Source organism: Actinacidiphila polyblastidii, from assembly GCF_036353415.1.
In the GTDB taxonomy this organism is placed as follows: domain Bacteria; phylum Actinomycetota; class Actinomycetes; order Streptomycetales; family Streptomycetaceae; genus Actinacidiphila; species Actinacidiphila polyblastidii.
In genome coordinates, this window is the sequence record NZ_JAZEWV010000016.1 from 29112 (window position 1) to 41081 (window position 11970).

Sequence of the window (11970 nt, forward strand, 5' to 3'; positions counted from 1 at the left end):
TCGCCCGCTCGCCCGGAGGTCCCCCCGTGCCGCCCACCCGACGCCGCCCCTCCACCGCAGCCGGGCGGCCGGGGGGACCGACACGGCGCCCACGGCGGCCGCCGGTCCGCTGGACCACCAAGATCGCCGGCGGGCTGGCGCTGCTCGTGATCACGGCCAGCGGCCTCGGGCACGCGGTGGTGAATTCGCTGAGCGGCGCGATCGACCGGGTCGACGCCTTCGGCGGCATGCAGGGCCGCCCCGACGGCACCAAGGGCACGAACTTCCTGCTGGTCGGCACCGACGGCCGCGACGGCCTCGACCACGACGAGAAGCAGCAGTACCACCTCGGCGGCGCGCCCTGCCACTGCACCGACACGATCATGCTCGTCCATCTCTCCGCCGACCACCGGCGCGCCAGCATCGTCAGCATCCCCCGCGACAGCTACGTCCTGCTCCCGAACCGCCCCCGGCCGGGCGCCTCCAGCGGTAGGGGGAGCACCGCGCCGGGTGCGGCGGCCGCCGCTCCCGGGGCAGGGGGCGCCACGGGCGCCCAGGGCGTGCCGGCCGCCGCCGGCAGCGCGGACGCCAAGGGCGCCGCCGCGAGCACGGGAGCCGCCGGCTCACCGAGCGCCACGGCCACGGCCGCGGTGACCACGGAAGGCACGGCCACCACGGCGGCCGCGGAAAGCGCCCAGGGCGCCGCGGTCTCCGCGCGGGCCGCGAGCGTCGCGGACGTCGCCGCCGGCCCGGACACGACCCCCCCGGACACCGCCACCCCCCCGGACGCCTTGGACGCCAAAGGCGCCGGCGCCGGCCCGGTGGAGGCGGGGGCGCCGAGTGGCTCGGCGGCCCCTGCGGCGCCAGCCGCTGCCGTCGCCGGCGGCGCGCCGTCGCCGTCCGCCGACGCCGACACCGACGCCGGTTCGCACCCCGCGAAGATCAACGAGGCGTACGCGGACGGCGGCCCCAAGCTGACCGTGCGGACGGTGGAACGGCTGACCGGGGTGCACATCGACCACTACCTGGAGGTCGACTTCACGAGCTTCATGAAGACGGTGGACGTCATCGGAGGCGTACCGGTCTGCACGACCGAGCCGCTGACCGACTCGTACACCGGCCTGGACCTGCCCGCCGGGACGACGCGGCTGGACGGCGGGCAGGCGCTGCAGTACGTGCGGTCCCGGCACATCGACGGGTCGGCCGACCTCGGCCGGATGCAGCGGCAGCAGAAGTTCCTCGCCCAGGTCATCCACAAGATCACCGGCAGCGGGGTGCTCGGCGATCCGCTGGAGCTGAGCAGGATCGCGACCACCGTGCTGGGGTCGGTGCGGGCCGACCGGGGGCTGACCGCGACCGACCTGATCTCGCTGGCGGAGGGCATGAAGGGCTTCTCGCCCAGCTCCTCGGAGTTCGTGTCCGTGCCGCTGAGCGACCTGGACTACCGCGTGCCCCGCATCGGCTCGACGGTGAAGTGGGACGAGGCCAGGGCCGGCCGGCTGTGGGCGGCGATCCGCGCGGACCGGCCGCTGGCGCAGCACCGCAGGGCGTCGCACACCGGGGCCCGGGTCGACGTGGACCCGGCGACGATCAGGGTGACGCTCGCGAACGGCACCGCCACCAACGGCCTCGCGTCGGCGGCGCAGAAGGCCCTGCACGCCACCGGGTTCGTGACGCCCGGCCTGCCGATCACCGCGCCGCAGCGGGTCGACCGGACGGAGATCCGCTACGACCCGCGCTGGGACCGGTCGGCACGGTCCCTGGGGGCGGCGCTGCCGGGGGCCCGGCTGGTGCCGGTCCCCGGGCAGGGCGCGGTGATGCAGGTCACGCTGGGCGCGGACTTCACCGAGGTGACACCGGTGACGGTGCGGAGCAACGCGGTCGGCGAGGACGCGGTCACCGGCGACGAGGTGGCCTGCCCGTAGCGGACCGCCCCGCTGGGCAGCCGGTCAGTCGTCGAGGCCCTCCGCGGCCCGCTCGCGGCGCAGCTCGACGATGGCGCGGCGGCGGGCCAGCCGGTGGGTGCGGCGGATCTGCGCCTCCTGCCGGCGGCGGCGGTCGCGGTCGGTCTCGGGGAGCACCTCAGGCACCCGGCGCGGCTGCCCCTCGGCGTCGACGGCCACGAAGACCAGGTAGGCGCTGGCCACCTGCTTGGCCGGTCCCGACTCGTTCCAGCGCTCGGCGACGACCCGCACCCCGACCTCCATGGAGGTCTTGCCGGTCCAGTTGACCTGGGCCCGCACATGCAGCAGGTCGCCGACCCTGACCGGCTCCAGGAAGATCATCTCGTCCATCGCGCCGGTCACCGCCGGGCCCTCGGAGTGGCGTCCCGCGACCGCGCCCGCCGCGTCGTCCACGAGCTTCATCACGACGCCGCCGTGCACGGTGCCCAGCAGGTTCGTGTCGTGGGCGCTCATGATGTGGGAGAGGGTGATGCGCGACGCGGAGGTCGGCTTGCCGCGGGGCACCGCGACGGCGGGGGTGGCCGGCGGTTCCGGGGTCTCCGGAGGCTGCGGGCCCGGCGCCGGCCGGCCTTGTGGGCCGGGCGTCCGCGGGTCTGGTGAGGACTCGATCATGACATCCACCCTATGTCCGTCACGGAACGGCTGCGGCCCGGGTGCGAATGCATCGGATCTGCTACAGAACCGCCTGTGATTCCGGGTGACCCGCCACGGCCGGGCACACTTGCGGACATGAACGGTTGGAGCGATGACACCGAGCAGCGCCGGCTCTCCGAGCCGCCGCTGCCGCCAGAACTGTCGCCGCGCAGGGCCGCGGCCACGTCCGGCGGCGTTCCGCCGCAGGCCGCCCGCCGCCCCCAGCCGGGCGGCGGCCCCGGTGGCTACGGCCCGCCGCAGGGCGGCCAGGGCGCCGGCAGCGGCCCCCGGCGGCCCCGCTGGAGCGCCCGCAGGAAGATCGGCTACACCGCGCTGGGCCTGGTCGTGGTGCTGCTCGCGGTGTCGGTCTCCACGTACTTCTGGGCCGACTCCAAGGTGCGCCGCGAGGTCGACCTCAGCAAGGTCGAGGACCGGCCGGCCGCCGGGAAGGGCACGAACTACCTCATCGTCGGCTCGGACAGCCGCGAGGGGCTGACCAAGCAGGACGAGAAGGACCTGCACACCGGCGCCGCCTCGGGCCAGCGGACCGACTCGATGATGATCCTGCACACCGGCGGCAACGGCGCGACCATGCTGAGCCTGCCGCGTGACTCCTACGTCACCATCCCGGCGTTCACCGGCCAGCAGTCGGGCAAGCGCTACGCGGCCTCGACGCACAAGCTGAACCGGGCCTACTCCGACGGCGGCCCCGAGCTGCTGACCAGGACGGTCGAGTACAACACCGGCATCCACATCGACCACTACGCGGAGATCGGCTTCGCCGGCTTCGTGAACCTGGTCAACGCGCTCGGCGGGGTGGACATCTGCCTGGACAAGCCGCTGCACGACAAGGCGTCCGGCGCGGACTTCGCCGCGGGCTGCCAGAAGATGAACGGCCAGCAGTCGCTGGCGTTCGTCCGGCAGCGCCACCAGGAGGCCGACCAGGACCTGGGCCGGATGCGGAACCAGCAGAAGTTCCTGTCCACCCTGGCCCACCAGGCCGCCTCGCCGTCCACCGTGCTCAACCCGTTCAAGCTCTACCCGGTGATCGGGTCGGGGCTGGACACGCTGATCGTCGACAAGAAGATGAGCCTGCTGGACCTGACGCACATGTTCTGGGCGATGAAGGGCGTCACCGGCGGCTCCGGCACGTCGATGACCGTGCCGATAGCCAACGCCAACTACATGACGGCGAACGACGGCGACGCGGTCAAGTGGGACATGACGAAGGCCAAGAAGCTCTTCGGCGAGCTGAAGGCCGACCAGAAGGTCACCGTCACCGGCAACTGACCGGCAGGACCCGGCCGGTGGCGCCATCACGGCGACAGCACACGAGCGGCCCGGCACCCCGTCCGCGGGGTGCCGGGCCGCTTGCCGCCGTGGCGGGCGGCGCGTGACGCGGGGTCAGGCCGCGATCGGCTGACCGGTGACCGCCGGGACCCACTGGTCCAGCTCGGCGCGCCAGTAGCGGTTGACGTTCAGCCGGGTCGGCTTGGGCTCGCCGGGCAGCTGGAAGCGCAGGGAGCTCCACAGCGGCTTGCGGCGCACGTCGCTGACCAGGCCCGCGGCCTCCTGGCGGGGTATCGCGACGACGAGCTCCTTGGGGCGGGCGGTCATCCGGCCGGCCTTGTGGAAGACCACGGCCTGCTCGGTGACCGTGACGAAGTAGTACTTCACGAACGCCTGGGCGAGCAGCCCCAGGTTGTCCATCAGCCACGGGCTGGGGCCGGTCACGGTGTGGAAGGTGACGATCGGCCGGTCGGCCGGGTTGATCTCGGCGATCGCCTGCGCGACCTGCTCCTGCATCGTGGACTTGCGAATGGCCATGGGGCTCCCCCAGTTGCGGTGGTACGGGTCTGCTGAGACCGCGACACCCCCGTCGGTGACCGACGGGGGTGTCGCAGCGTACCGCCTGATGCATGTCAGGTACGCGCCGGGTGTGAACCCTCGGCGCGCGGCACCCGACGGTGGTGCGGTTGGTGCTCAAGTGCCGCGCGAGCGGCGGTTCTCCGGTGCCGCCGGCTCAGTGGCGCGCGGTCGCGGAACGGCGCCGCAGCGCGAACACCGCGCCACCGCCGACGGCCACCAGCGCGGCCGCGATGCCCGCGATCATGCCGGTGTTGCTGCCGCCACCGGTCTCGGCCAGGTCCTGGCCGCCGCCGGCCGCGGGGGACGGCGCGTTGGTGTCGCCGACGGCCGGCGCCGAGGTGGTGCTGCTCGGGCTGGTCGCCGGGGTGGTCGCGGGCGTCGTCGCCGGGGTGGTGGCCGGCGGCGTCGTGGGCGGCGTGGTGGGCGGCGGCGTGGTGGGCGCGGAGCAGGTCTTGCCCGCCGTGCTCAGGTCGCCCTTGGTGACGTCGCTGTCCACCTTGTACTTGTCGGAATCGGTCTTCACGTGCACGCGGTAGGTGGTGTCGGCCTGCCACGGCACCGAGATGTCGATGCTGGCGCCGCCCTTGGGGCTGTCGAAGCGGCCCTCGCCGACCTGCTGTCCGTCGGCGAAGACGGTGACGTCGGCCGAGGTGCCACTGGTGTCGGAGTCCGTCACCTTGATGTCGGCCTTGCCGGTGCCGGGCTCGCAGGACACGTTGGCGGTGAACTCGGTGATGCTGCAGGCGAACGCGGTGCCGCCGACGCCGAGCGCGAGCGCGGCAGCGGCGGAGACGACTCCGATGGATCGCACCGCTATGGCGGTGCGGCGGTTTATGGACACGACTTCCCTTCACGGGACGGGAGCTCAAGCGAGGAACGCCATCCGCGCGACCGAACGGCCCCCCGTCCCGCTGCAGATGACCTGCACAGCTCTATAAGGCGCCGTGACTGCTTGTCAATTGGCAGCAAATCGCACCCTAAACCTCTTCACCCGCGCAAAGTCGTCACTGCTTCACACCAGTCACCGGCGTTTATTACAGAGTTGAGACGAACCTGTCAGCAGGCGCAGAGGCAGAAGGGGTGTCCGGCCGGGTCCGCGTAGACCCGCCAGTTCCGCGCGCCGTCGTGGTCGCCCTCCAGCAGCGTGGCGCCCAGCTCCAGGACCCGCTGCTCGGCCGCGTCCATCTCGGCCCGCGCCACCTTCACGTCCAGGTGGAGCTGCTGCGGGCGTGCCGGGTCACGCCAGACGGGCGGCCGGTGGTCGGGGGCGAGCTGGAAGGCGAGGTGCGGGCCGTCGCCGTCGTGGCGCAGCTCCACCCACTCCTCCGCCTCGACCTCGACGGTGCCGCCGACGACCTCGGCGTAGAAGGCGGCGAGCGCCTTGGGGTCGGGGCAGTCCAGAGCGACCGCGGACAGCTTGCCGATCATGGCGTGGTTCCTTTCCTCGTCGGATGTCACCGGGGGCCGGGCGCGGTCACGCAAGGAGGTGCGGTCCGGGGCCGCGGCGGCCCCCGCCGTCACGCGTGGGGGCGGCCCATCGCGCGGTACGTCCAGCCGGCCTTGCGCCACAGCGCGGGGTCGAGCGCGTTGCGGCCGTCCAGCACGCAGCGCTGCCTGACCACGTCGCCGAGCGCCGCCGGGTCCAGCTCGCGGAACTCGCGCCATTCGGTCAGGTGCAGCACCGCGTCGGCGCCGCGGACCGCGTCGAGCGCGGTCGGCGCGTAGCCGAGGGTGGGGAAGAGCCGGCGGGCGTTGTCCATGCCCTTGGGGTCGTAGACGGTGACCTGGCCGCCCTGGAGCTGGATCTGGCCGGCGACGTTGAGCGCGGGGGAGTCGCGGACGTCGTCGGAGTCGGGCTTGAAGGCCGCGCCGAGCACCGCGATGCGCCGGCCGAGGAAGCCGCCGCCGACCGCTTCGCGGGCCAGCTCCACCATGTGCCCGCGGCGGCGCATGTTGATCGAGTCGACCTCGCGCAGGAAGGTCAGCGCCTGGTCGGCGCCCAGCTCGCCGGCCCTGGCCATGAAGGCGCGGATGTCCTTGGGCAGGCAGCCGCCGCCGAAGCCGATGCCGGCCCGCAGGAACTTGGCGCCGATCCGCTCGTCGTAGCCGATCGCCTCGGCCAGTTTGGCGACGTCGCCGCCGGCCGCCTCGCTCACCTCGGCCATCGCGTTGATGAAGGAGATCTTCGTGGCGAGGAAGGCGTTGGCCGCGGTCTTGACCAGTTCCGCGGTCGGGTAGTCGGCCACCACGAACGGCGTGCCCTCCGCGACCGGACCGGCGTACACCTCGCGCAGCAGCGCCTCGGCGCGCTCGCTGGTCACGCCGACCACGATCCGGTCCGGGTGCAGCGTGTCCTGGACGGCGAAGCCCTCGCGCAGGAACTCGGGGTTCCAGGCCAGCTCGGCGCCGTCGCCGGCGGGCGCCAGCTCGCGCAGGGTGCGCGCGAGGCGCTCGGCGCTGCCCACCGGGACCGTCGACTTGCCCACCACCAGGGCCGGCCGCGTGAGGTGCGGCGCGAGCATGGCGAAGGCGCTCTCGACGTAGCTCATGTCGCACGCGTACTCGCCGTGCTTCTGCGGGGTGTTGACGCACACGAAGTGCACGTCGCCGAACTCGGCCACCTCCTGCCAGGAGGTGGTGAAGCGCAGCCGTCCGCTGGAGCCCTCGATGCCGTCGACGTGCCGGGCGAGCAGGTCCTCCAGGCCCGGCTCGTACATCGGCACCCGGCCCTGCGCCAGCATCTCGATCTTGGCCGGCTCGATGTCGAGCCCGAGCACCTCGAAACCGAGTTCTGCCATGGCTGCGGCGTGGGTGGCTCCGAGGTAACCGGTGCCGATGACGGTGAGCTTCAGGGGCATGCCGGAGAGCATAGTCCGCACCGGCTGCGCCAAACCCTGGGCGGTGACCTGGCCCGGGGTCCACAATGCACCCCATAGATCGCATGCATAGATCTATGGGGTGGGCCCGGGCGGTCCCGAGAGGCGCGGGGTGGGGAGCGGTCGTGGCGGACGGCACGGACGGCACGGACGGCACAGCGGAGTCGGCCGACCCGGTGGAGGCCGGCGACCGGCCCGGCGCCCTGGTGCCGGGCGGCGCCCCCGACGACCCCGCGCGGCGCGCCCGCCGGCGCCGCCGCACCCGCCGGGTGCTGTACGGCGCGCTGATCCTGCTGTGCACCGGCGTGCTCCTCGTCGCGGGCACCGGCTACTGGGCGTACGAGCACTACACCGGCCGGGTCGCGCGCATCCCCAACGCCTTCCCGACGAACGTGCCGAAGGCCGCGCTGCCGCCGCCGTCCAAGGACGGCAGCCAGACCTTCCTGCTGGTCGGCGTCGACGCGCGCTCCGACCTGCCGACCACCGGCAAGGACGCCAAGGTGCCCGAATGGCGGCCGGGCGCCCAGCGCAGCGACACGATGATGCTGGTGCACCTGCCGGCCGACCACAAAAGCGCCTACGTGGTCTCGCTCCCCCGCGACTCCTGGGTCGACATCCCCGGCCACGGCAAGGCCAAGCTCAACGCCGCGTTCTCCTGGGGCGGTCCGCCGCTGCTGATCGACACCGTACAGCGGCTGACCAAGGTGACCGTCGACCATCTGGCGGTCATCGACTGGAGCGGCTTCAGGAAGCTGACCGACGCGGTCGGCGGCGTCGACATCACCGTCGACAAGACCGTCACCCGGTACAACGGCCCCGGCGGCTTCTGGACCGCGGGCACCCACCACATGGACGGCGACGACGCCCTCGACTACGTCAGGGAGCGCTACGGCCTGCCGCGCGGCGACCTCGACCGCACCCACCGGCAGCAGAACTTCCTGCGCGCGGTGCTGTCCAAGATGCTCTCCGGCGGCACCTTCTCCAACCCGCTCACGCTCAAGCACACCCTGGACCAGGTGACGTCCGTGGTCAGCGTGGACGACCGGCTGTCCGACTCCGACCTGCGCGGCCTGGTGTGGAACATGCGCGGGGTGCGCTCCTCCGACATGACGTTCATGAACGCGCCGGTGGCCGGGTTCGACATGATCCGCAAGCAGTCCGTGGTGCTGCTCGACGACAACGGCGCCTCCGAGCTGTGGGAGGCGATGCGCAACGACACGATGGCCGACTACGTGCGCACCCACACGGTGGACTCCCTCGGCGACAAGGTGTCGTGAAGCTCACGTACGACGCCTGGCGCGCACACCCCTAGGATCGTAGGGTTACTTAACGGTAGTTAGCACTCGGGGAGTGAGACTCAGTGGCCGGATCCTCCGACTTCGACCTTTTCCGGACCTCCGAGGAGCAGGACATGCTCCGCGACGCGATCCGCTCGCTCGCCGAGGCCAAGATCGCGCCGTTCGCCGCCGAGGTGGACGAGCAGGCCCGCTTCCCGCAGGAGGCCCGCGAGGCGCTGGAGGCCAACGACCTGCACGCCGTGCACGTCCCCGAGCGCTACGACGGCGCGGGCGCCGACGCGCTGTCCACGGTCATCGTGATCGAGGAGGTCGCCCGGGTGTGCGCCTCCTCCTCGCTGATCCCCGCGGTCAACAAGCTCGGCTCGCTGCCCGTGCAGCTGTCCGGCTCCGAGGAGCTGAAGACGAGGTACCTCGGCGCGCTGGCCCGCCGCGAGGGCATGTTCTCCTACTGCCTGTCGGAGCCCGACGCGGGTTCCGACGCGGCCGGCATGAAGACCCGCGCGGTGCGCGACGGCGACTACTGGGTGCTCAACGGCGTGAAGCGGTGGATCACCAACGCCGGCGTCTCGGACTTCTACACCGTCATGGCGGTCACCGACCCGGACAAGCGCTCCAAGGGCATCTCGGCCTTCGTGGTGGAGAAGGACGACGAGGGCCTGTCCTTCGGCGCGCCGGAGAAGAAGCTGGGCATCAAGGGCTCGCCGACCCGCGAGGTCTACTTCGACAACGTCCGCATCCCCGCCGACCGGATCATCGGCGAGGAGGGCACCGGCTTCGCCACCGCGATGAAGACCCTGGACCACACCCGCGTCACCATCGCCGCGCAGGCGATCGGCATCGCGCAGGGCGCGCTGGACTACGCCAAGGGGTACGTGCAGGAGCGCAAGCAGTTCGGCAAGGCCGTCGCGGAGTTCCAGGGCGTCCAGTTCATGCTCGCCGACATGGCGATGAAGCTGGAGGCCGCCCGGCAGCTGACCTACGCCGCCGCCGCCAAGTCCGAGCGCATCTCCGGCGGGGGCAAGGAGGAGGACCTGACCTTCTTCGGCGCCGCCGCCAAGTGCTACGCCTCCGACGTCGCGATGGAGATCACCACCGACGCCGTCCAGCTCCTCGGCGGCTACGGCTACACCCGCGACTACCCGGTCGAGCGCATGATGCGCGACGCCAAGATCACCCAGATCTACGAGGGCACCAACCAGGTCCAGCGCATCGTCATGGCGCGCAACCTGCCCTCGTAGTCGCACCCCCGGCGCTCCCGCTCGCCCCGGTCCGCCGCGGTGTCCGTGCACCGCACGGCCACCGCGGCGACCGCTGTTCCCCGTCCGCGGTACGCCGGTACGTCGTCCGTCCGGAGGAGGCTGCCCGTACGGGGCCCGCGGCGGACGGCCCGTAGGGCCCGGCGGACCGGAAGCGGGGACGGGGAGCGGTGGGCGGCATGGCGGGGGCGGACACGGCGGGCCCGGGGACGGGCGAGCCGGAGGCGGCGGAGCCGGACGGCGCGGCCGCGGCCGCGCCACGCCCGCGCAGGGGTCCGTCGCCGCGCACCCTCGTCGGGCTGCTGCCGGCCGCTCTGGTCGCGGCATGGGTGTGCCGGCACCGGTCGCTGGTCGCCGCAGGCGGCCGGGACCTGCTCGCCGCCGACCGCGGCTGGCTGCTGGCGGCGCTCGCCGCCACCGGCCTCGGCTGGGTCGCCAACGCCTGCGCGCGCCAGGGCAGCGTCCTCGAACGGCTGCCGCCCGTGCGGTTGCTCATCACGCAGTTCGCCGCGACGGCGGCCGGCCAGCTCGCCCCCGCGGGGCTCGGCGCGAGCGCGGTCAACCTCAGGTTCCTGCGGGCGCGCGGGGTGCCGCTGGCGCGCTCCTCCGCGGCGCTCGCGCTGTACTCGCTCGCCGAGTCCGTCGGCCGGGTCGGCCTGCTGCTGGTGCTCCTCCTCGCCTTCCCGCACGCCCTGCGCACCGGCGGCCCGCTACCGCACGGCGGCGCCCTGCTGGCGGTCGCCGCGGCGGCCGTGGCCGCGCTGGCCCTGCTGGTCGCGGCGCTGGCCGCGATCCGGCCGCTGCGCCGCGCCGCCCGCGGCTTCGCGCTCGCCGCGCTGGCCGACGCGCGCGCCCTGCACGGCCGGCCCTCCAGGGCGCTGGCGCTGTGGGACGGCTCGGTCGCCTTCCCGGTGCTGCAGGCGGCCGCGATGGCCGCGGTGGCGACGGCCCTGCGGATGCCGGTGCCGGCCGCCCATGTGGCGCTGGCCTACCTCGCCGCGACCTGCCTGGCCGCGGTCGTCCCGACGCCCGGCGGCATCGGCGCGGTGGACGCCGCCCTCACCGTCGCGCTGGTCGCGGCGGGCTCCCCCACCGCGACCGCGGCCTCCGCGGTCCTGGGCTTCCGCGTCGTCACCGTGTGGCTCCCGCTGGTCCCCGCCGCGCTGGCGCTGGCCGCGCTGATCCGCCGCAGGGTCCTGTAGGCGTCCCCCGGGCCGGCGGCCGTGCCCCGGCCGCCGGCCCAGGGCGCGGATCAGCCGGAGTAGGACCAGACGGTCACGCTCAGCACGACGTACGCGGGATGCGCGGAGGTGATCTTGACGCCGGCCATCATGCCGGACTCGATCAGGCAGAAGGCGGTGCCGGGCTTGCTGTCGGCCTGGGTGGCGAAGACGGTGTCGGCCGCGCAGCCGGCGTAGGAGGGGGTGGCGCCGTCGTCGAGGCTGACCATCCTGTCGCCGTTGATCGGCACGAAGACCAGGTGGTCGGCCGGGGCGGCGGTGCCGAGGTCGCCGAGCCCTGTGGTGCTGAAGTCGCTCTGGCGCGGCTTGGTCGCGCCGAGCGGGATGGAGTGGCCGAAGCCGATCTGGACGGTGTAGGAGTTGAGTTCGGTCCCGCCGACGGCGGCCGGCGTGGTCGGCTGCACCGGCGGCGTGGTGGTCGGTTCGACGATGGCGGTCGGTGTCGGCGTCGCGGTGGGCGGCACCGTCCGGTACACCGTCGTGGCCGGGCCGGGGTCCGAGGAGGCGGTGCTGTGCCCGACCGCCGCACCACCGCCGAAGAGGGCGGCGGCGGAGACGATCACGGTCACGATGCCGACCACATTGGTCAGCAGGTCTTTGATCGTTCCGAGCGTGGCGACAACATTGCCCCGCTTGCGGTTTTCGGTGGCGCCCGGCCCCTCTCCCGGCGGATGATCCGGCGGAGCCGGCTGCTGGGTGCTCCCACTGCTCATGGTGACGTCCCCCCACCTTCTGGGAAACGTCCACGCGCGGCGGCCGAAAGCCCTTTCCCTCCCCGCGGAAGGACCGTCCGAACCCCCTGCTCACCTGCACGGACACCACGCGTGGACGGATGCGGAACTGCATCTCACCGC

11 protein-coding genes are annotated in these 11970 nt (G+C 73.3%); 5 read left to right on the forward strand and 6 right to left on the reverse strand.

All coding sequences use genetic code 11. From position 1 onward, the window contains the following. Positions 1 to 26: 26 nt before the first annotated feature. A complete protein-coding gene (locus V2S66_RS20005) occupies positions 27 to 1904 on the forward strand; it encodes an LCP family protein (RefSeq protein ID WP_330797252.1) in 1878 nt (625 codons plus the stop codon). 24 nt (positions 1905 to 1928) lie between these two features. On the opposite strand, the gene V2S66_RS20010 is transcribed toward V2S66_RS20005, so the two are convergent. Beyond that, entirely contained in the window at positions 1929 to 2555 is a 627-nt protein-coding gene (locus V2S66_RS20010; protein ID WP_330797253.1) for an acyl-CoA thioesterase, read from the reverse strand. Positions 2556 to 2672: 117 nt separating this feature from the next. Here V2S66_RS20010 and V2S66_RS20015 point away from each other — a divergent pair, with 117 nt between their 5' ends. After that, entirely contained in the window at positions 2673 to 3866 is a 1194-nt protein-coding gene (locus tag V2S66_RS20015) for an LCP family protein (protein ID WP_330797254.1), read from the forward strand. Between the two features lie 114 nt (positions 3867 to 3980). Here the strand turns inward: V2S66_RS20015 and V2S66_RS20020 are convergent, their stop codons facing one another. From V2S66_RS20020 to V2S66_RS20035, 4 genes are all read right to left on the reverse strand, one after another. Beyond that, a complete protein-coding gene (locus tag V2S66_RS20020; RefSeq protein ID WP_330797255.1) occupies positions 3981 to 4403 on the reverse strand; it encodes a hypothetical protein in 423 nt (140 codons plus the stop codon). Positions 4404 to 4599: 196 nt separating this feature from the next. Beyond that, positions 4600 to 5286: an LAETG motif-containing sortase-dependent surface protein gene (locus tag V2S66_RS20025; RefSeq protein WP_330797256.1), complete on the reverse strand. Its 687-nt coding sequence runs from the start codon at positions 5284 to 5286 to the stop codon at positions 4600 to 4602. Positions 5287 to 5501: 215 nt separating this feature from the next. Further along, entirely contained in the window at positions 5502 to 5873 is a 372-nt protein-coding gene (locus V2S66_RS20030) for a VOC family protein (RefSeq protein WP_330797257.1), read from the reverse strand. A gap of 89 nt (positions 5874 to 5962) precedes the next feature. Further along, the gene (locus V2S66_RS20035; RefSeq protein WP_330797258.1) at positions 5963 to 7303 is read right to left on the reverse strand and encodes a UDP-glucose dehydrogenase family protein; all 1341 of its coding nucleotides are present in this window, start codon (positions 7301 to 7303) and stop codon (positions 5963 to 5965) included. Between the two features lie 143 nt (positions 7304 to 7446). Between V2S66_RS20035 and V2S66_RS20040 the strand changes: the two genes are divergently transcribed. The 3 genes from V2S66_RS20040 to V2S66_RS20050 all read left to right on the forward strand — a co-directional run bounded on the left by V2S66_RS20040 (position 7447) and on the right by V2S66_RS20050 (position 11077). Further along, the gene (locus tag V2S66_RS20040) at positions 7447 to 8598 is read left to right on the forward strand and encodes an LCP family protein (protein WP_330797259.1); all 1152 of its coding nucleotides are present in this window, start codon (positions 7447 to 7449) and stop codon (positions 8596 to 8598) included. A gap of 83 nt (positions 8599 to 8681) precedes the next feature. After that, on the forward strand, positions 8682 to 9857 hold the full coding sequence (locus V2S66_RS20045; protein ID WP_330797260.1) for an acyl-CoA dehydrogenase family protein: 1176 nt from the start codon (positions 8682 to 8684) through the stop codon (positions 9855 to 9857). A 197-nt stretch (positions 9858 to 10054) separates the two neighbouring features. Beyond that, entirely contained in the window at positions 10055 to 11077 is a 1023-nt protein-coding gene (locus tag V2S66_RS20050; protein WP_330797261.1) for a lysylphosphatidylglycerol synthase domain-containing protein, read from the forward strand. A gap of 50 nt (positions 11078 to 11127) precedes the next feature. Here V2S66_RS20050 and V2S66_RS20055 read toward each other — a convergent pair whose 3' ends face one another. After that, complete coding sequence (locus tag V2S66_RS20055) at positions 11128 to 11829, reverse strand: hypothetical protein (RefSeq protein ID WP_330797262.1); 702 nt, start codon at positions 11827 to 11829, stop codon at positions 11128 to 11130. Between the last annotated feature and the right edge of the window lie 141 nt (positions 11830 to 11970).

Coding starts and splice junctions, on each gene's coding strand:
- V2S66_RS20010 (WP_330797253.1), bottom strand. CDS start 2,555: ATGATCGAGTCCTCACCAGACCCGCGGACGCCCGGCCCACAAGGCCGG.
- V2S66_RS20015 (WP_330797254.1), top strand. CDS start 2,673: ATGAACGGTTGGAGCGATGACACCGAGCAGCGCCGGCTCTCCGAGCCG.
- V2S66_RS20020 (WP_330797255.1), bottom strand. CDS start 4,403: ATGGCCATTCGCAAGTCCACGATGCAGGAGCAGGTCGCGCAGGCGATC.
- V2S66_RS20030 (WP_330797257.1), bottom strand. CDS start 5,873: ATGATCGGCAAGCTGTCCGCGGTCGCTCTGGACTGCCCCGACCCCAAG.
- V2S66_RS20035 (WP_330797258.1), bottom strand. CDS start 7,303: ATGCCCCTGAAGCTCACCGTCATCGGCACCGGTTACCTCGGAGCCACC.
- V2S66_RS20050 (WP_330797261.1), top strand. CDS start 10,055: ATGGCGGGGGCGGACACGGCGGGCCCGGGGACGGGCGAGCCGGAGGCG.
- V2S66_RS20055 (WP_330797262.1), bottom strand. CDS start 11,829: ATGAGCAGTGGGAGCACCCAGCAGCCGGCTCCGCCGGATCATCCGCCG.